This window comes from Streptomyces sp. enrichment culture (assembly GCF_964273255.1).
Taxonomy (GTDB): domain Bacteria; phylum Actinomycetota; class Actinomycetes; order Streptomycetales; family Streptomycetaceae; genus Streptomyces.
In genome coordinates this window covers 4,345,512-4,364,698 of sequence record NZ_OZ186835.1, presented here as the reverse complement: position 1 = coordinate 4,364,698, position 19,187 = coordinate 4,345,512, and the positions used below count along the sequence as shown (strand labels likewise).

Below are 19,187 nucleotides of genomic sequence, written 5' to 3'. Positions count from 1 at the left end.
TTCTGCCGGTACTGGTGCGGACGCGGTGGAGGGCGGGCCGTCCCGGGCGAGCTCAGCGTGCCGAGGTGAGCGCCAGGTAGACGGCGGCGAAATCCGTGACGGCGATCAGTTCGGCGAGGGTCTCCAGCTCGCCGCCCGCTTCGGGTTCCAGCTCGCTGATCGGGGTGTCGTGGCCGAGGGCGAGTTCCCGGGCGGCGGGGGCCGCGGTGAGCCCGCCGATGGGGCGGTCGCGGAGCAGGACCACGCGGGCGTGCAGGGCGGGTGTCTCCTCGACGCGGTCGCGGAAGAAGTCGTCCGGGTCGGCGCTGGCGGCCAGCGGGCCGGCCAGCAGGGCGCTGTGCGCGGCGAGCGCCTCGGGCAGTTCGGCGACGACGGCGGGGCGGCCGGAGAGTTCGGCGAGGGCGGCGGCGAACCGGCGGCCGGCCGGGCCCGCCGAGACGCCCTCGGTCCACACCACGGGGAGCGCGTCGGCGAGTTCGGCGGCGAGGGTCTTGGCCGGGTTGCTGTAGGTGACGATGGCGGGGCCGCAGTGCTCGGCGACCCGGTCGAGGCGGTCGGCGACGGCGGTCAGGGCCTCGGGCGGGGCGGTGAGCAGGCCGGTGCGGTCCAGCAGGGCGATCAGCGGGGTGAGCAGGGCCCACAGGACGCCGGGCGCGGCGGCGGCGAGGGGTTCGTCCTGGTCGTAGGGGGCCGTCGCCATGGGGAGGAACAGGCCGTGCGAGCCGCTCACCGCGTCGGCAAGCGGGCTGCGGGCGGGGGCGACGGCGACGACGGTGCAGCCGCGGCGGTAGGCCTGCTCGCACAGCAGGGACAGGCCGGGCTCGGAGCCGTCGGGCGTGGCGATCAGCAGCAGGTCGACGGAGCCGGCCCAGCCGGGCAGTTCCCAGCGCAGGGCGCCCGCGGCGGGCGCCACGCCGGTCGGGGCGAGCCGGGTGACGGGGCTGCCCGCGCCGGCCAGGGTGCCGAGCAGGTCGGCGGCCTGGGTGGCGGCGGCGCCGGGGCCTGCGATGAGCACCGCGCGGGGCCGTCCGTCGGGTTTGAGCTCGGACACGCCGGCCTCGGCGGCGTGCCGGGCGGCGGTGCGCACGCGGGCGCCGGCCTCGGCGGCCCCGCGGAGCAGCCCGCGGTGGTCGGCCTCGGCGAGGCCCTCCGGTGAGTCGAGCAGCGATTCGTCGAACATGGGGGCGGCAGCCTCCGATCGGCGGGGCGTCGGTACGCGGGGGCGCCGGCCGCTGGTGCGCCGGGTCGCCGGAGCGCCGGTCAGGCGGGGCGGCGGGCCTCGTCGACGAGCAGGACGGGGATGCCGTCGCGGACCGGGTACACCAGGCCGCAGTCCTGACCGGTGCAGATCAGCTCGGTGTCCCGCTCCTCGAGGGCGGAGTGGCAGGCCGGGCAGGCGAGGATCTCCAGGAGGCCGGCTTCGAGCGGCATGGGGGTTCCCTTCGGGACGGGCGGCGCGCACGGGCGCACGTATGGGGATGTGCCTGGTCAGGGTACCGCCGGTGGCGGGGGCGCGGGCGGCGCCCGGGGACGGGTCGGCCCCCGGGCCCCGGCACGTCAGCCGCGGATGATGGCCAGCGCCTCGTCGCGGACGCGGACCATGGTGGCGGCGTCGCGGGCCTCGGCGTTCAGGCGGAGCAGCGGTTCGGTGTTGGAGGGCCGGACGTTGAACCACCAGTCGGCGGCGGTGACGGTGAGGCCGTCGAGCTCGTCCAGGGTGACGCCGTCCCGGCCCTCGTAGGCGGCCCGCAGGGCGGCGAGGCGGGCCGTCTGGTCGTCGACCGTGGAGTTGATCTCGCCGGAGCCGGCGTAGCGGTCGTACTGGGCGACCAGCTCGGAGAGCGTGCCGTCCTGGCCGCCGAGCGCGGCGAGGACGTGCAGGGCGGCCAGCATGCCCGTGTCGGCGTTCCAGAAGTCCCGGAAGTAGTAGTGGGCCGAGTGCTCGCCGCCGAAGATCGCGCCGGTGGCGGCCATCTCGGCCTTGATGAAGGAGTGGCCGACGCGGGTGCGGACGGGGGTGCCGCCGTGCTCGGCGACGACCTCCGGCACGGACCAGGACGTGATCAGGTTGTGGATGATCCGGCCGGTGCCGCCGTTGCGGGCCAGTTCGCGGGCGGCGACCAGGGCGGTGATGGCGGACGGGGAGACCGGTTCGCCCCGTTCGTCGACGACGAAGCAGCGGTCGGCGTCGCCGTCGAAGGCGAGCCCGAGGTCGGCGTCCTCCTCGCGCACCCGCTTCTGCAGGTCGACGAGGTTGGCCGGGTCGAGGGGGTTGGCCTCGTGGTTGGGGAAGGTGCCGTCGAGCTCGAAGTACATCGGGACGACGGTGAGCGGCAGCCCGGCGAGGACGGTGGGCACGGTGTGGCCGCCCATGCCGTTGCCCGCGTCGACGACGACCTTCAGGGGCCGCACGGAGGTCAGGTCGACCAGGGAGCGCAGGTGGGCGGCGTAGTCGTCCAGGGTGTCGCGCGAGCGGACGGTGCCGGGGCGGGCGGCCGGCTCGGGGGTGCCCTCCTCGCTCCACCGCTCGACGAGGGCGCGGATCTCGGCGAGGCCGGTGTCCTGGCCGACGGGGGCGGCTCCGGCGCGGCACAACTTGATGCCGTTGTAGCGGGCCGGGTTGTGCGAGGCGGTGAACATCGCGCCGGGCAGGTCCAGCGCGCCCGAGGCGTAGTACAGCTGGTCGGTGGAGCACAGGCCGATCTCGGTCACGTCGGCGCCGAGGGCCGCCGCGCCGCGGGCGAAGGCCCGGGACAGTCCGGGGGACGAGGGCCGCATGTCGTGTCCGGTGACGAGGGCGGTGGCACCGGTCACCCGGGCGAAGGCGGCGCCGAACAGTTCGGCGAGCGGCTCGTCCCACTGGTCGGGGACGACTCCGCGCACGTCGTACGCCTTCACGATCTGCGACAGGTCAGCAGCCACGGCCAGCCTTTCCGGAAGTCTCTGGGTCCGATCGGACCCCCCACAAACTACCGGCAGGGTTCGAACACCGACCCGGGGTGTTCGGAAATGACTGCGGGGCCACGGGCGACGGCCGGCGGCCACGGGCGGGCGACGACCGGCGGGGAGGGGCGGAACGGCGAACGGCGGGCGGCTGCCGAGCGGGAGGGGGAGGCCGTTTCCGGGAGCGTCGGCGGATCGTTCCGCCGGGGCCCGCTGAGCCCGGTGTCCGGTGTCCGGTGGTGAGGGCGGGCCCGGTGGGCCGCGGACGCGCGGGCGGGGCCGCGAGGGTGCGGGCGTCCCGCCCGCCGGGGCGGTGCGGTGCGGTGCGGTGCGGTGCCGTCAGTTGTCGGGTGAGCGGAGAACGCGCAGGTGACCGCGCCGGGCGACCTCCATGGGATCCGCGGCCCGTCCCCCGCCGCCGGCTCCGGCCGCCCGCTCCTGCGGACGCGCGGCCTCGCGCACGGCGTTCGCCAGGGCTTCCAGGTCGTCCCCGCTGGGCTGGGCCGGGGCCGAGCCGTCGAGGAGCCGGACGACCTCCCAGCCGCGGGGCGCGGTGAGGCGCTCGGAGTGCTCGGCGCACAGGTCGTAGCAGTGGGGTTCCGCGTAGGTGGCGAGCGGGCCGAGGACCGCGGTCGAGTCGGCGTAGACGTACGTCAGCGTCGCGACGGCGGGACGGCCGCAGGCGGTGCGCGAACAGCGACGTACAGGGCTCACGATGTTGGACGGTACCGCACTCTTGAGCGGGCCGCGACGACTCTCCACCAGGTCACTCCACCGTGTCGTGGCGTGAAACGCCCCACACGCCCCCCTGCTCCCGCCTCGCCGAGCTGCCGCGACGCGCCGTTCCGGGGCACGGGACGATTCTGATTGCTGTCACCAGCTGGCACAAACGTCATCAATTGTTGAGACCGAGATGGTCCCGTGGGGATACGTAATCGAGCCCAACCTTGGCTGAAATGGTCATCCGGTGACATGCCGCGCGGCACGGCGGGAAGCCGCGGGGGGCCGGGCGGCCGGGCCCGGTGACGACTACCCTGCACTGTGATGGACAACCCTGTGACGCCTCGTGCCGCCGGCCGCCCCGGGCCCCGCCGTCGTGATCGCCACGGACGGGGCATGCGCGGTCCGATCGCACCTCCCCAGGTGCCCCTCGCGGCGAGCCGGGCGGAGCTGTTCGCGGATCTGGTGCAGGACTCGGTGGAGCGGCTGGAGCGGCGGTGGCCGCAGCTCGCCGACGTCGACTTCCTGGTGCTGGAGGTGCCCCGGCTGGACGGGCGCACCGGCGGCGGCACGGGCTGGAGCGGCGACTCGGTGCCGCTGGGCGGCACGGCCCCGGCCCGTGACGGCCGTCCCGCCCGGGTGGTGGTCTACCGGCGGCCGGTGGAGATCCGCACCAAGGGCCGCGACGAGCGGGCCGCGCTGGTCCACGAGGTCGTGGTGGAGCAGGTCGCCGAGGTGCTCGGGCTCACCCCGGAGACGGTGGACCCCCGGTACGGCGAGGACTGACGGCCGCCACGGCGGAGGGAGGGCCGACGGGCCCGGCCCGTCCGCGCCCGTACCGCCCGGCCTCTGCCTGGCGCAGCCTCCGCGGCGTCACGTCCCCGGCGCCGCTCCCCGGGCGCCGCGCCCTCACCGCTGCAGGACCGACAGATCCTCCTCGGCCCGCGGCACGGCCACCAGGCCCCGGTCGTCCGGCAGCGGCTGCACGGTGAACGCCGGGAGGCCGTCGTCGGGGGCGGTGAGGGTGCGGGACGCGTAGACGGGCGCGGCGCCCGGTTCCGGCTCGACGGTCAGCGCGTACGTGCCCTTCAGCCCGCTCGGCACCGGCCCTTCGAGGTGCTGCGTGGTGCCGGACTTGATCGTGAACGTCCTGGTCTCCGGGCTGCCGCCCTCGCTGCCCGCCGACGCGGTCACCTTGACCTTGGCGGTGCCCTCGGGGGCGGTGACGGCCAGGACGGTGCCCTTCGCGGTGTTGCCGGCGGCCGTCGCGCGGGCGCCCACCGGGCGGGCGGCGGGGATGAACGCCGACTCCTGGTCGTCGCCCTTGCCGCGCAGGACGCGGACGGCCGCCACCACCGGCACGGAGCGGCCGACCGGGGTGAGCATCAGGGAGCCCGCCTCGCCGCGGGTGACCTCGCCGAGGTCGACGGCGGTCGTCATCCCGGCCTTCACCTGCACGGTCTCGTGGCCGGCCGGGGTGATCGGCCCGGAGGGCGAGGCCAGCCGCACCTTCAGGTCGGCGTCGGTGTCGCCGGGCGTGAAGAGGACCAGGCGGACGGCGGTGGCGTCCTCGGGAATGCCCGGCAGGACCAGGCTGCCGGCCGGGTCGGCGGACGCGGCCAGCCAGTCGCCGCCCAGCTTGTCGTCCAGCGCCTGCACGGACGCTCCCACCCGGCCGCTGCGGACGACGATGTGGACGGTCACGTCGGTCTGCTCCGCCTTGGTGAGCGTGGAGAGCAGGACCGGCTCGCTGGAGTGCGGCTGCACCGTGATGCCGTCGTCGACCACCGTCTCGAGGGCGCCGTCCTTGCCGTACAGCTCGATGTCCACGACGGCGGCGGAGTCGTCGGGGTTGGTGAGGTGGACGTAGTCGGTGCGGTCGGTGCCGGTGCTGGCGCCGGGGAACCAGAACTCGGTGTCCGGGGCGGTGCAGGCGACGCCGTGCAGGCCGCGGCCGGTGCCCGCGGCCACCTCGGTGGTCTGCTGGACCGTCCAGCCGGGCGCGAAGCGGCCCTCGGCGGTGCCGACCAGGGCGGGCGCCTCGCCGCCGGCGGCGTCGCCGGTGACCGGCTTGCCCGGCTCCTTCGGCTTCAGGACGGGCTCGGCGTCCTTGTCACCGGACTTCCCACCGCCCGTCCCGTCGCCGGACTTCCCGTCGTCCGCCGTCCCGTCGTCCCCGGTCGCGGACTCCTCGCCGTCGTCCGTCCCCTCCTGCTTCCCGTCCCCGTCCGCCGTGCCCTCGTCCGGGGCGTCCGCACCGGCGGGGCGCAGTGCGGCGGCGCCCTGGTCGTCGGTGCCGTCCGTGACGGGCGTGAAGGACGTGTACGTCGTCTCGGCCAGGTCGGAGGTGCTGGGCGCGGGGCACAGCAGGCTGGAGCGCTCCACCGGCAGCCGGCGGGCGGCCGTGGTCGGCGTGGTGTCCGCCGCCGGCTCCGGGGCCGTCAGCGCGGCGACACCGGTGACGGCGGCGAGCGCGGTCGCCACGGCGATCAGGGACAGGGTGGGGCGGTTCACTGCTGGCTCCCGTCGGGGCGCTCGGGGCCCGTGCCGTGCGGGTCGTTCTGCTGCTGCGGGTCGTAGGGCGTGCCGTAGTCGTGCGCCCCGGCCGGGCCGTAGCCCTGCGGCCCGTACGCCGACGGGTCGTACGGCGCCTGCTGCGGCGTGCCCCCGTAGGCGTACGGGTCGTACTGGCCCTGCTGGTGGGCGTCCTGGGGGTACGCGGCGTACTGGCCCTGCCGGTAGGGATCGGCCTGGTAGGCGTCCGGCGGATACCCGCCCTGCTGGTGGCCGTCGGACGGGTACGCGTCGTGCCGGTACGGCTGCCCGTACTCGTCCGTCGCGTACGCCTGCTGGTGGCCGTCGCCGCCCGGGGCGTCCGGGGTGGTCCGGCCGGCGGTGGCGTAGGCGGCGTCCTGGTACTCGTCCGCCTGCCAGGCGGCGTGGTCCGGCTGGGGCGGCACGGTCGCGGGCGGCTGGGGCGGCGGGGCGGGGGCGTCCCCGTCCGCGGGGGGTGCGGCGCCGGCCGCGGCCTCCGCCTCGGCCTGGGCGCGCAGGCGGCGGGCGCGGCGCCCGTCGCCGGCCAGGTCCTCGGCGGTGACGGCGGGCTCCTCGGGCAGGTCGTCGTCGATGTCGCGGCGCCGGCCGGGCAGGGCCATGACGACCAGGACGACGGCGAGCAGGCCCTGCGCCCAGAGCCAGGCGGTGTGGGTGAACGGCTCGTCGTAGGTCACGTCGAGGCGGCCGCCGGAGGCCGGCAGCCGGAAGCCCTGGGCCCAGCCGTCGACGGTGGTCCGGGGCAGCTGCTTGCCGTCGAGGGTGGCGCTCCAGCCCTCGTCGGCGGTGTCGGCGAGGCGCAGGATCCGGCCCTGGGGCCCGTCCGGGATCTCGGTGTGGATCTCGACGGGTCCGGCAGCGACGGGCCGTGCCCCGCCCCCGGTGTCCCCGGCGGAGAGGATGCCCGCGCGGGCGACCTCGCGGTCGACCCGCCACAGGGCGCCGCCCTCCTGCTGGCTGAGCCGGGTCAGGCCGGGCGTGGCGTCCAGGACGCGGGCGACCTCGCGGGGCGCGCCCCGGTGGACCAGGACGTAGCGCACGGCGAAGCCGCCGAGCTGGTCGGCCTGGTCGGCGCCGGACCCGGCGACGAGGTTGGCGACGACCTTGTCGAGCGTGCCGTTCCCGCCGGCCGCCGCGACGATCTCGGCGTCCCCCATGCGGGCGCCGGAGCCGCGGACCAGCATGTAGCGGACCCGGGCGGCGGAGTCGCTGTCCAGGACGAGGGTGCGGGCCTGGTCGCGGGTGCGGCTCTCCTCGGCGACGAACGCGGGGACCTGGACGGGGTCGCGGCGCTCCAGGGGTCCGTCGGCGCCGCGGACCATCCAGCCGGCGGCGAGCAGCACCGGGCCGACGGCGCAGGCGAGGGCGATCAGCGCGGCGACCGGCTGGCGCCAGCCGAAGCTCTGCTCGGCGACCCGCGCGCGGGCCCCGTCGGCGCCGAGCAGGGCGGCGGCGAGCAGGGCGAGGCCGTAGGCCAGGGTGGCGGGGCCGGACCAGGCGGAGCCCTGGGACAGGACCGCGAAGAGCAGGCCCGCCAGGGCCGCCGCCCAGGCCGTGAGGATGCCCAGCCGGCGGTCGGCCCGCAGCAGGGCCGCGAGCGCGGCGAGCACCACGCCGATCAGCACCGGGCCGCCGACGGTGCCGGGCCCGCCGGGGTCGGCGCTCAGCAGGTCGAGGGCGGAGGCGGTGGACGTCCCGGTGTCCAGGCCGGCCTCGCGGAAGAAGCCGAAGGGCAGCAGGGTCAGCGACCAGGGGGCGAGGACCAGCAGGGGCACGCCGAGCTGGGCCAGGAAGCGGGGCCCGTAGGCGGCGAGGTCGCGGCGGCGCAGGGCGAGGACGCCGAGGCCGAGGACCAGCGCGAGGGGCCAGACGACCGGGGTGAAGGCGGTGGTGAGGGTCAGCAGCAGCGCGTACGCCCAGGTGGCGCGCCAGCTGCCGCGGGTGTCCTCGGGCCGGGTGAGACCGGCGGCGGCGACACCCGCGCGGGCCAGCAGGGGCAGCAGGACGGCGAGCACGGCGGTGCCGATGCGGCCGTCGGCGAGCGCGCCGGTGACGGCGGGCAGGAAGGCGTAGGCGACGGCCGCCCAGGCGCGCAGCAGCCGGGACTCGACCAGCGAGCGGGAGGCGAAGTAGGCGGTGAGGCCGGCCAGCGGGACCGAGCCGACGAGCAGCAGGGTGACGGTCAGGCCGGTCGAGCCGAGCAGCAGGGTCGCGAACGCGGCGAGCACGGCGAGGTAGGGCGGGGCGGAGCCGGTGCCGCCGGTGCCCACCGCGTGCCAGGCGTCGGTGTGGCGCGCCCACAGGTCACCGGCGTCGGCGGGGACCGGGAGCAGGGCGCCGCCGGCGAGGGCTCCGCCGCCGAGGAGGTGGCGGCAGGCGGTGAGGGAGACGAGCAGCAGCACCAGGAAGAGCACCGGGGCCGGCTTGCGGGCGATGCGCTTGAGGCGGGCGAACTGCTCGACCTCGAGGAAGTCGGCGTCGTCGCCGCCGGGGCCGGACTCGACGGCACCGCCGTGCCGTCCGGCGCCGGAGGCGGTCTCCGGGTCGGAGCGTCCGACGAGGCTGCCGGCGACCTGCTCGACGGTGACCCGGACGGTCGCCCCGGGCGGGGGGAACAGCGGCCGCAGTTCGGCCTTGTCGACCTGCGGGGTGCCGCGGCGGCGCCGTCCGGCGAGGATGCGTTCGGGGCGCAGCAGGGTGCCCAGCAGGCCGCGGATCTCGTCGAGCGCCTGGCCGGGCACCTTGCCCACGAGGTAGGCGAGGGTGCGCAGCAGGGTGCCGAGGACGAGCCGCAGCAGGACCCAGGGCAGCGCGGCGGTACGGGTGTTGACGAGCAGGGTGTGGACCGCGCCCGCCTTGTCGACCTTGTGCGGGGAGGCGGCGGTGCGGCCCACGCAGTCGACGGTGCGCCGCTCGCGCGAGGCGGCCTCGGCGTGCCGGACGACCGCCTCGGGGGCGATGAGGACGCGGTAGCCGGCGGAGTGCGCCCGCCAGCACAGGTCGACGTCGTCGCGCATCAGGGGCAGGTGCTGGTCGAACCCGCCGAGTTCCTCGAAGACGTCGCGGCGGACCAGCATGCCCGCGGTGGACACCGAGAGCACGGTGCGGACGTGGTCGTGCTGGCCCTGGTCCTGTTCGCGGCGGTCCAGGCCGGTCCAGCGGCGGCCGGAGTTGGCGATGGAGACGCCGACCTCCAGCAGCTGCCGGCGGTCGTACCAGCCGCGCAGCTTGGGTCCGACGACGGCCACGTCGTCGCGGCCGAGTTCGTACTCGTTCTCCACCACGCGCAGCAGCTGGGCGAGGGCGTCGGGTTCGGGGGCGCAGTCGTCGTGGAGCAGCCACAGCCACTGCACCGGTTCCCCGTGGGGCAGTTCGGGCAGGTCGTAGGCGTCGTCGCGCCAGCTGCGGGTGACCGGGTCCCAGCCGCTGGGCCGCTTCAGGTAGGGCAGGTCCTCGGGGGTGAGGTGGGGGGCGGTGCGCTCGCACTCCTCGACGGCCTGGCCGAAGCCGGTGCGCCGGGCGAGGTGCAGGACGCGGTCGTCGCCGAGGGCGTCGCCGAGCAGCCGGGCGGAGTCGTCGGCGCTTCCGGTGTCGGCGCCCATGGCGTACTGGACGGGCCGCTCCTGGCCGAGCAGCCCGGAGAGCGCGTCGGGCAGCCAGCGGGTGCCGTCGTGGGAGACGAGGACCGCGGTCACCACATGACGCGGGAACTCGGGTGCGGCGGCGGCGTCTTGGGCGGCTGCCGGGTGGCTGTGCACGGACATCGAGGTACGGGCCCCGGTTCGGTGGACTGAGGTGGACGCCCCTGCCCGGTGGGGGCGGTGGGGCGTCTCGGACGAGCGACCACACTAGCGGCTGGCCAGCACGGCGGCCCGCCGCCTGTGGACAACCCACGGGCGACGGGCCGATCGTGACGTATGTACTGGTCTGGCGGGTCCGGGGCCGGGCCGGCACGGCGGTGCGGCGTCCGGACGCGGTGCTCCGCGGCCGGTGGGCGGCGGTGCGCTCCCGGCGCCCCGGCCTCTCGCGCGGAGGGTTCAGACGGCGGCCTTCTTCAGGCGGCGGCGTTCCCGCTCGGACAGGCCGCCCCAGATGCCGAAGCGCTCGTCGTTGGCGAGGGCGTACTCGAGGCACTCGGAACGGACTTCACAGGCGAGGCAGACCTTCTTGGCCTCCCGGGTGGATCCGCCCTTCTCGGGGAAGAAGGACTCGGGGTCGGTCTGGGCGCACAGCGCGCGCTCCTGCCAGCCGAGCTCCTCGTCCGCGTCGTCGACCAGCAGTTCCTGCACCAGCTCGGTCATGTGCGCCCCTCGTCCGTCTTCCACGTCCCCGTGATGCAGCCGTTACCGATTCCGGCTGAACGACACGAGTGAAATTACAAGTGTGCTGCTCCGGGCGAGTCAAGCCGAGATCTGCTATTGGGCCCCTTATTCACTCTGCGGAACCAAGGCCAAGCGGAAAGTGTTCAAATCGCCATAAACCTTGACACACAGACTGGGCCCGCGAAGCACCCCGCCCCGCGCGCAACCTCCACAGGGAAGGACGTCCGGCAGAAAGCACTCGTTCCGGCACGCACGGCGAAGCGAACCTGATCACAGTCGGATCACAGGATCACAACGACGTTCATGCTCCCGGTCGTGCGCACCATGTGTCCCGGGATCCGCATGAGCAAACCTTTCACCTGCGAGATGAACCGGATGAGGTGAACCACGTCCCACGGACGGGGCGTCGAGTTGACAGTGGGGGTGTGAACCGCTGTCCTTGTGGGCATGCTCGCGAACTCGGCACTCACCTCGACCCGCTCCGCCGGGTCCCCCGGTGCTGCCCGCGTCCGCTGTAGCTGTCGCTCCTGCGGCTGTTGAGCCTTCCCCCCGCTCCGGCCGCCGCCGCGTCGTACCCGACCCGGCCGCTGTGACCCCGCTCCCCTCCAGGGCACCCCGCGCCACCGTCCGCGATCCGGACGCCCGCGGCACCGTCCTTCACCCCCTGCACCGCCTGCCACCGCCTGCCCCCGCGTCTGAGCCGAGGAACCACCGCACCCATGAACAGCGACAGCGACCTGCAGATCGCCGGCGACATCCTCGAAGTGCCCCACCTGCTCCAGGCCCCGCGCGAGCACCCGGCCACCGTCGCCGACTTCGTCGGCCTGGCCCGCTCGCTGGCCGCCGACCGCTCCCAGTGGGAGCCCCTGGTCCGCTTCGACGCCACCACCCGCTGGTACCACCGCCTGCGTGCCGTCCCCGGTGCCCCGGATCCGGCCCCGCCGGCCGGCCGCGCTCCGCACGGCCCCGGCCGTCCCGCCGCCCACGCCGTCCCCGGCACCCCCGGGTACGAGGTGTGGCTGCTGTCCTGGGTGCCGGGCCAGGGCAGCGGACGGCACGACCACGGGCGCTCCTCCGGGGTGCTCACCGTCCTGGACGGCGCCCTCACCGAGCGCACCGCCCGCGGCACGCGGGTGCTGACCCCGGGCTCGCAGCGGGTGTTCGCGCCGGGCTACGTCCACGAGGTGGTCAACGACACCCTGGAGCCGGCGGTCAGCCTGCACGTGTACTTCCCCGGCCTGACGGAGATGCCGATGCACCCCGCGGCCGGGTCCGGGGCGGCCGGACGGCCCTCCGCCGCCGCCCGTTGCGCGTCCGGGTCGCTGCCCGGGTCCATGACTGCCTGACACGGCGACGGCGCCGCCTGCCAGACTTGCCCCATGCGCATTGTGGTTCTGGCAGGCGGCATCGGCGGTGCCCGTTTCCTGCGTGGTCTGAAGCAGGCCGCGCAGGACGCGGACATCACGGTCATCGGCAACACCGGCGACGACATCCACCTCTTCGGGCTCAAGATCTGTCCCGACCTCGACACGGTGATGTACACGCTCGGCGGCGGCATCAACGAGGAGCAGGGCTGGGGGCGGGCCGACGAGACCTTCCACCTCAAGGAGGAACTCGCCGCCTACGGCGTCGGCCCCGAGTGGTTCGGGCTGGGTGACCGGGACTTCGCCACCCACATCGTGCGGACCCAGATGCTCGGCGCGGGATACCCGCTGAGCGCGGTCACCGAGGCGCTGTGCGACCGGTGGCAGCCGGGGGTGCGGCTGATCCCGATGACCGACGACCGGGTGGAGACGCACGTCGCCGTGACCCTCCCCGACGACGACGGCGAGGGCGCGGGCGAGCGCCGGGCGGTCCACTTCCAGGAGTACTGGGTGCGGCTGCGGGCGTCGGTGCCCGCCGAGGCGATCGTGCCGGTCGGCGCCGAGCAGGCGAAGCCCGCGCCGGGTGTCCTGGAGGCGATCGGCGCGGCCGACGTGATCCTCTTCCCGCCGTCCAACCCGGTGGTGTCCATCGGCACGATCCTCGCCGTGCCCGGCATCCGGGAGGCGATCGCCGAGGCGGGCGTGCCCGTGGTGGGTCTGTCACCGATCGTCGGCGGCGCCCCGGTGCGCGGGATGGCCGACAAGGTGCTGGCCGCGGTCGGCGTGGAAAGCACGGCGGCGGCGGTCGCCGAGCACTACGGCTCCGGTCTGCTGGACGGCTGGCTCGTGGACACCGCCGACACGGCCTCGGTGGAGCGCGTGGAGGCGGCCGGCATCCGCTGCCGGGCCGTCCCGCTGATGATGACGGACGTCGACGCGACCGCGGCCATGGCCCGGGAGGCGCTGACGCTCGCCGGGGAGGTGCGCGCGCTGTGACCGGCACGCACCGGGAGCCCGGCTACCGGGTCTGGGCGGTCGCGGGCCTGCCCGAGGTCCGCAAGGGCGACGACCTGGCCCGGCTGATCGCGGACGCCGAGCCCGGCCTCACCGACGGGGACGTCCTCCTCGTCACCTCGAAGATCGTCTCCAAGGCGGAGGGCCGTGTCGCCGAGGCCGCCGACCGGGAGGCGGCGATCGACGCGGAGACCGTACGGGTGGTGGCCCGGCGCGGCCCCCTGCGCATCGTGGAGAACCGGCAGGGCCTGGTGATGGCCGCGGCCGGCGTCGACGCGTCCAACACCCCGGCCGGCACGGTGCTGTTGCTGCCGGAGGATCCCGACGCCTCGGCCCGTCTCCTCCGGGACGGCCTGCGCGACGCCCTCGGCGTGGAGGTCGGCGTGCTGGTCACCGACACCTTCGGGCGCCCCTGGCGGGCGGGGCTCACGGACGTCGCGATCGGCGCGGCGGGGGTCCGGGTGACCGACGACCTGCGCGGCGGCGAGGACACCCACGGCAATCCGCTGAGCGCCACGATCGTCGCCACCGCCGACGAACTGGCCGCCGCGGGCGACCTGGTGAAGGGCAAGACGGCCGGGCTGCCGGTGGCGGTCGTGCGCGGGCTGTCCCGCCTGGTGACCCCGGAGGACGGCCCCGGCGCGCGGGCCCTGGTCCGCGACGCCCGCGACGACATGTTCCGCCTCGGCACCTCGGAGGCGGTCCGCGAGGCGGTCACCGGTCGCCGCACGGTGCGCAGCTTCACGGACGAGCCCGTCGACCCGGGGGCGGTGCGCCGCGCCGTGGCCGCCGCGGTGACGGCACCCGCCCCGCACCACACCACCCCCTGGCGGTTCGTCCTGCTCCAGTCGCCGGAGTCCCGGACCCGTCTGCTGGACGCCATGCGGGACGCCTGGATCGCCGACCTGCGCCGGGACGGCAAGTCGGAGGAGTCCATCGCCAAGCGGATCCGCCGGGGGGACGTGCTGCGCAACGCCCCCTTCCTGGCGGTGCCGTGCATGGTGACGGACGGTTCGCACACCTACGGCGACGCCCGGCGGGACGGCGCCGAGCGCGAGATGTTCGTGGTCGCGACCGGCGCCGGGGTGCAGAACTTCCTGGTCGCCCTGGCCGGGGAGCGGCTGGGCTCGGCCTGGGTGTCGTCCACGATGTTCTGCCGCGACGTGGTCCGCGAGGTGCTGGACCTGCCGGCCCACTGGGATCCGATGGGCGCGGTGGCCATCGGTCACCCCGCCGGGGAGCCCCGGCCGCGGCCCGCGCGGGACGCGGACGCCTTCGTCGAGGTGCGGTGAGCCGGTCCCGCGAGCGCCTACCCTCGTAGGGTGCTTCCGCGGCCCCGGCCGCGCCCTTGCCCCCGTTCCCCTGGAAGTCCCCGTGGCAGGACGTTTCGCTCCCGGCCCCCCGCGCCCCGACGGCGCGGGGGCCGCAGCCGTGCCCGGGCGCGGCGGCCGGGTGGTGGCGCCCGCCGCCGGGATACCCCGGCAGGCACCGGCGCCGCCCCGGGTGCGCACCTGGATGCCGGACGGTCCGCTGGACCTCGCTCTCGTCCTCGGCCCGCTGCGGCGCGGCACCGGCGACCCGACGTTCCGGACCCTGCCGGACGGCTCGGCCTGGCGGGCCAGCCTCACCCCGGCCGGGCCCGGCACGCTGCGGGTCACGCGGCGCGGCGAGGAGGTGCGCGGCGAGGCGTGGGGGCCGGGCGCCGACTGGCTGCTGGACCGTCTGCCGGAACTGCTCGGCTCCGCCGACGACCCCGACGCCTTCGTGCCCCGGCACCGGCTGCTGGCGCACACCCGGCACCGGCGGCCCGGACTGCGGCTGACCCGGACGGGGCTGGTGCTGGAGTCGCTGATCCCGTCGGTCCTGGAACAGAAGGTCACCACCGGCGAGGCGTACCGGGCCTGGCGGCTCCTGGTGCGGAGGTTCGGCGAACCGGCGCCCGGACCGGCGCCGGAGCGGATGTACGTGATGCCGTCGCCGCGGACGTGGGCGCTGATCCCGTCCTGGGAGTGGCACCGGGCAGGCGTCGACGACAAGCGGGCGTCGACGATCCTGCGGGCGGTGCGGGTCGCGCCCCGGCTGGAGGAGGCGGTGCGGATGCCGCCGCCGGCGGCGCGGGAGCGCCTGGAGCGGGTGCCGGGCATCGGGCCGTGGACGTCGGCGGAGACCGTGCAGCGCAGTCACGGCGCACCCGACGAGGTGACCGTGGGGGACCTGCACCTGCCCGGCATCGTCGGCTGGGCCCTCGCCGGGGACCGCTACGCGGACGACGCGGTGATGCTGGACCTGCTGGATCCGTACGCGGGCCAGCGGCACCGGGCGGCGCGCCTGATCCTGCTCAGCGGCCGGGTCCCGGAACGCCGGGCGCCCCGCATGCCGCACGGGGACATCGGCCGCCTGTAGCCCGGACCGCGGCCGGGGCGGGGGCCGTCGCACCGGGCGGGGGCCGCCGGCCGGCCCGGCGGCCGGGGTCCGGGCGGGGCTCCCGCCCCGCCCGTCCGGCGTCCTCGCCCGTCCCGCCCGGCGTCGCTCTCACGCGCTCCCGGACCGCCGCCCGCACCGCGGCATCGGCCGCGGTGTCACGCGCCGGCGCGACCGGGGAGGGCGCCGGCGCACGACCGCCCCTGGTGCGTCACCGCCTGGCGGGTGTCACTGGTCCGACGAGAAGCGGACCGCGCCGGCCGGGATGCGGGCGTCGCACCAGACCCGGGCCCCGTCCAGGAACTCGTTGCGGGCGCCGACGACCGCGCCGTCCCCTATCACCGTCCCGGTCAGCACCGACCGCTCCCCCACCCGCGCCCGGGTGCCGATCAGGGAGTCGGTGACGACCGCGCCCGGTTCTATGACCGCGCCCGGCAGGATGGTGCTGCCGAAGACGCGCGCGCCCTCCGCCACGAACGCGCCCTCGCCGACCACCGTGCCGCCCGCCAGCTTCGCGTCGGGTGCCACCGTCGCCGTGGGCAGCACCAGCCGGTCGCCGCACCGCCCGGGGACGGCCGGCGACGGGGCCCGGCCGAGCACCAGGTCCGCCGAGCCGCGCACGAACGCCGCCGGGGTGCCGAGGTCGAGCCAGTAGGTGGAGTCGACCATGCCCTGCAGGTGCGCCCCCGCCTCCAGCAGCCCGGGGAAGGTCTCCCGCTCCACGGACACCGGCCGCCCCGCGGGGATGGTGTCGATGACCGAGCGGCGGAAGACGTACGCGCCCGCGTTGATCTGGTCGGTGACGATCTCCTCGGGTGTCTGGGGCTTCTCCAGGAACGCCAGGACCCGTCCGGTGTCGTCGGTGGGGACCAGCCCGTAAGCCCGGGGGTCGGTGACCTTGGTCAGGTGCAGGGAGACGTCCGCGCCGGTCGACTCGTGCGTCCGCACCAGCGCCCGGATGTCCAGGCCCGTCAGGATGTCCCCGTTGAAGATGAGCACCGGTTCGTCGGGGCCCGAGTGGAGCCGGGAGGCGACGTTGCGGATGGCGCCGCCCGTGCCGAGCGGTTCCTCCTCCGTCACGTACTCGATGTGCAGCCCGAGCGACGCGCCGTCGCCGAAGTGGGGTTCGAAGACCTCGGCCAGGTAGGACGTGGCCAGGACGATGTGCTCGACGCCCGCGGCTCTGGCTCTCGCCAGCTGGTGCGTCAGGAAGGGCACTCCGGCCGCGGGGACCATGGGCTTGGGCGTGTGCACCGTGAGCGGGCGCAGCCGCGTGCCCTTGCCGCCGACCAGGAGGATCGCTTCTGTCACCTGTCGTCTCTGCTTCCTGCCGGGACCGGCCGAAGGTGTGTTTCGGCCGGTCAGTGTATGCAGACCGTTCCACCGCGCATGCGACGGCCGTGGACTCCGGCAGGAAGGAACGTGCGGCCCGGCGCCTCCGCGTGCCTCAGCGGCCCTGGTAACGGGCCGCCGTGGAACGGGCGGTGCCGAGCTTCTTGTAGAGCTTCCCCCCTGGGCACGCCGTGTTGAACCCGTCCCGGTGACCGGAGATCACGTTCAGTCGCACCTTCTTGCCTTTTCGGTAGAGATTGCCACCCGCCGACGTGAGGTATGTCTTCCCCTTGGGATTCATGCCGTGCAGACCCAGCTTCCAGGCCGTCAGCCGGGACACCGCCTTCACCGCGGAGGCCGACGGCTTCTTGGCACCGTAGGACCCGATGACCGCGATGCCCATGCTGTTGCTGTTGAAGCCCAGCGTGTGCGCGCCCAGCACCGGCTTGGCCACTCCCCCGGCGCGGCCCTCGTAGATGCGTCCGCACTTGTCGACGAGGAAGTTGTAGCCGATGTCCCGCCAGCCGAGGCTCACCACGTGGTAGCGGTAGAAGCCGCGGATGAGGGAAGGCGCCTGCGCGCACGTGTAGTTGTTGCCGGAGGCGGTGTGGTGGACGAAGGCCGCCTTGACCTTCTTGGTGTAGGAGAAGCCCTTCTCCCGCAGGCTCTCGCTCGCCCCCCAGCCGCGCCGGGTGGTGATGGCGGGGCGCGGTCCGATGTACGGCTTCGCCTGCTGCCGGGTCTCCGCCTGCTGGGCGAGGAGTTCCCGCTCGGTCTGCTCGCGGCTCAGGGCGGGGATCTCGGCCGCGCCGAGCGGTGCCAGGCCGGCGTTGGCGGCGGAGGCCGCTGTCGCCTCGGCGGTCGTCGCGCCGGCCCGGGAGTCGTCCGGAGCACCGGCCGCGGGCCAGGTGCCCTCCCCGGGGTCGATGAGTTCGACCTGGAGTCCGGCGGGGAGCAGGGGGACCGCGGCGGTGCGCGCGCCCGGGGCGGCGCCGGCGGTCTCGCCGGCCGCGGGGGCGGCCTCCGCGCGGACGCGGATCTCGACGCCGTCCGACGCGCCCGTCCACAGCGGCGCGGTGGCGCCGCGCCGCGGACCGGAGGCGCGTTCCGGGGTGCCCGGGTCGGCCGCGTGGTCGGCGTTGTGGGTCTCGACGTCCTGCCAGTCGGACCAGGTTCCGGTGGTGACGGACCGGGTGCGGACCTGGACCCGGCCGTCGAGGTGGGCGGCGGGGTCGTCCCAGACGACCCCGAGGAGGGAGAACTGCCGTACGGTCCGCGGGCCGAGGCCCTGGACCGCGGTGCCCGCGGCGCGGTCGCCGCCGAGCGGACGGAGGGACAGGGACTGGGTGCTGCCGGGGACGCCCGGTTCGGCCGTACCCGACGCACGCGTGGCCGCTTCAGCCGTCGGCGCCGGTCCCGCGGCCGCCGCGGCGGGCGGGGCGAGGGGGAGGGCGAGGGCGGCGGCACACGTGACACCGATCGAGGAAGCAAGAATTCCACGCATGCCCCTGAGCTTGGACATAAGCGCATGAATCTGTCCATCGCGGATATGACGGGCCGTCGGGCCCCGTTCCGCCGAACCGGTGGACCGCCCGAGCGGTGCCCCGGGGCCCGCCCGCGTACGCTTGCCCGGGTGAACTCCCGTGACCGCACCCCTGCCGACCTGCTGAGTTCCGCGCTCGCCGCGGACCCGGGACGCCCCCTGGTGACGTTCTACGACGACGCCACGGGCGAACGCGTCGAATTGTCCGTGGCCACCTTCGCCAATTGGGTGGCCAAGACCGCCAATCTCCTCCAGGACGAACTGTCCGCCGAACCGGGCGACCGGGTGGCGCTGCTGCTGCCCGCGCACTGGCAGACGGCCGTGTGGCTGCTGGCCTGCTCGTCGGTCGGCGTGGTCGCCGACGTGGCGTCCGCCGATCCGGGCGCGGCCGACGTCGTGGTGAGCGGGCCGGACACGCTGGAGGCGGCCCGCGCGTGCACCGGCGCCCGGATCGCGCTGGCGCTGCGGCCGCTCGGCGGACGCTTCCCGCAGCCTCCCGAGGGCTTCGCCGACTACGCGGTGGAGGTGCCCAGCCAGGGCGACCGCTTCGTGCCGTACGCGCCGGTCTCCCCGGACGACCCGGCGCTGATCGTGGCGGGGCGGGAGTTCAGCGGCGCGGAGGTGGTGCAGCGCGCCGAGGCGGAGGCCGCCGGCCTGGGCCTGACCGGTCCGGGCACGCGCATCCTCTCGGGGCTGCCGTACGACACCTGGGACGGGCTCAACGCGGGGCTGTACGGGCCGCTGGCGACCGGCGGCTCGGTGGTGCTGTGCCGCAACCTGGACCGGCTGGACGCGGAGAGCCTGGACAAGCGGGTGGAGAGCGAACGGGTCTCGGTCATCGCGCACCGGACCTCCCGGCCGTAGGCCGTGGGCGGCGGCCGCGCCCCGGAGCCGCACAGGACGGTCCCGGGACGCGGCCGCCGGGCGGCCCGTGACCGCCCGTCCCCGCTCCCCGGCACCGCGCCGCCCACCGCG

At 75.7% G+C, this 19,187-nt stretch carries 15 protein-coding genes; 6 read left to right on the top strand and 9 right to left on the bottom strand.

The genetic code is table 11. The features are described from left to right. Positions 1 to 52: 52 nt before the first annotated feature. The 4 genes from ACSU53_RS18930 to ACSU53_RS18915 form a co-directional block, all read right to left on the bottom strand. On the bottom strand, positions 53 to 1,180 hold the full coding sequence (locus ACSU53_RS18930) for an SIS domain-containing protein (RefSeq protein WP_437029279.1): 1,128 nt from the start codon (positions 1,178 to 1,180) through the stop codon (positions 53 to 55). An 80-nt stretch (positions 1,181 to 1,260) separates the two neighbouring features. Next, positions 1,261 to 1,431, bottom strand: coding sequence for a Trm112 family protein (locus ACSU53_RS18925; protein ID WP_437029277.1), 171 nt, complete (start codon positions 1,429 to 1,431; stop codon positions 1,261 to 1,263). A gap of 126 nt (positions 1,432 to 1,557) precedes the next feature. After that, positions 1,558 to 2,922: a phosphomannomutase/phosphoglucomutase gene (locus ACSU53_RS18920; protein ID WP_437029275.1), complete on the bottom strand. Its 1,365-nt coding sequence runs from the start codon at positions 2,920 to 2,922 to the stop codon at positions 1,558 to 1,560. A gap of 360 nt (positions 2,923 to 3,282) precedes the next feature. Next, positions 3,283 to 3,705 (bottom strand): DUF3499 domain-containing protein, encoded by a 423-nt coding sequence (locus tag ACSU53_RS18915; RefSeq protein ID WP_362101877.1) that lies wholly within the window; start codon positions 3,703 to 3,705, stop codon positions 3,283 to 3,285. Between the two features lie 282 nt (positions 3,706 to 3,987). Between ACSU53_RS18915 and ACSU53_RS18910 the strand changes: the two genes are divergently transcribed. After that, the gene (locus tag ACSU53_RS18910; RefSeq protein ID WP_437029273.1) at positions 3,988 to 4,449 is read left to right on the top strand and encodes a metallopeptidase family protein; all 462 of its coding nucleotides are present in this window, start codon (positions 3,988 to 3,990) and stop codon (positions 4,447 to 4,449) included. 123 nt (positions 4,450 to 4,572) lie between these two features. Here the strand turns inward: ACSU53_RS18910 and ACSU53_RS18905 are convergent, their stop codons facing one another. The 3 genes from ACSU53_RS18905 to ACSU53_RS18895 form a co-directional block, all read right to left on the bottom strand. Further along, positions 4,573 to 6,177 (bottom strand): DUF5719 family protein, encoded by a 1,605-nt coding sequence (locus tag ACSU53_RS18905; protein WP_437029271.1) that lies wholly within the window; start codon positions 6,175 to 6,177, stop codon positions 4,573 to 4,575. Continuing rightward, complete coding sequence (locus ACSU53_RS18900) at positions 6,174 to 9,980, bottom strand: glycosyltransferase (RefSeq protein WP_437029269.1); 3,807 nt, start codon at positions 9,978 to 9,980, stop codon at positions 6,174 to 6,176. Before ACSU53_RS18900 ends, ACSU53_RS18905 begins: the two co-directional genes overlap by 4 nt. Before the next feature lie 273 nt (positions 9,981 to 10,253). Continuing rightward, the gene (locus tag ACSU53_RS18895) at positions 10,254 to 10,517 is read right to left on the bottom strand and encodes a WhiB family transcriptional regulator (RefSeq protein ID WP_164338682.1); all 264 of its coding nucleotides are present in this window, start codon (positions 10,515 to 10,517) and stop codon (positions 10,254 to 10,256) included. Positions 10,518 to 11,257: 740 nt separating this feature from the next. Here ACSU53_RS18895 and ACSU53_RS18890 point away from each other — a divergent pair. From ACSU53_RS18890 to ACSU53_RS18875, 4 genes are all read left to right on the top strand, one after another. Then, complete coding sequence (locus ACSU53_RS18890; RefSeq protein ID WP_437029268.1) at positions 11,258 to 11,884, top strand: cysteine dioxygenase; 627 nt, start codon at positions 11,258 to 11,260, stop codon at positions 11,882 to 11,884. Positions 11,885 to 11,917: 33 nt separating this feature from the next. After that, positions 11,918 to 12,898 (top strand): 2-phospho-L-lactate transferase, encoded by a 981-nt coding sequence (gene cofD / locus ACSU53_RS18885; protein WP_437029266.1) that lies wholly within the window; start codon positions 11,918 to 11,920, stop codon positions 12,896 to 12,898. Continuing rightward, a complete protein-coding gene (locus ACSU53_RS18880; protein WP_437029264.1) occupies positions 12,895 to 14,208 on the top strand; it encodes a coenzyme F420-0:L-glutamate ligase in 1,314 nt (437 codons plus the stop codon). The genes cofD and ACSU53_RS18880 overlap by 4 nt, the downstream gene beginning before the upstream one ends. 82 nt (positions 14,209 to 14,290) lie before the next feature. Then, positions 14,291 to 15,319 (top strand): DNA-3-methyladenine glycosylase family protein, encoded by a 1,029-nt coding sequence (locus tag ACSU53_RS18875; protein ID WP_437029262.1) that lies wholly within the window; start codon positions 14,291 to 14,293, stop codon positions 15,317 to 15,319. A gap of 246 nt (positions 15,320 to 15,565) precedes the next feature. Here the strand turns inward: ACSU53_RS18875 and ACSU53_RS18870 are convergent, their stop codons facing one another. Together ACSU53_RS18870 and ACSU53_RS18865 are read right to left on the bottom strand one after the other, a co-directional pair. Further along, a complete protein-coding gene (locus tag ACSU53_RS18870) occupies positions 15,566 to 16,648 on the bottom strand; it encodes a sugar phosphate nucleotidyltransferase (protein ID WP_437029260.1) in 1,083 nt (360 codons plus the stop codon). 136 nt (positions 16,649 to 16,784) lie between these two features. Beyond that, positions 16,785 to 18,173, bottom strand: coding sequence for a peptidoglycan recognition protein family protein (locus tag ACSU53_RS18865; RefSeq protein WP_437029258.1), 1,389 nt, complete (start codon positions 18,171 to 18,173; stop codon positions 16,785 to 16,787). A 129-nt stretch (positions 18,174 to 18,302) separates the two neighbouring features. Between ACSU53_RS18865 and ACSU53_RS18860 the strand changes: the two genes are divergently transcribed. After that, positions 18,303 to 19,076, top strand: coding sequence for a TIGR03089 family protein (locus tag ACSU53_RS18860; protein WP_437029256.1), 774 nt, complete (start codon positions 18,303 to 18,305; stop codon positions 19,074 to 19,076). The last annotated feature ends 111 nt before the right edge of the window (positions 19,077 to 19,187 follow it).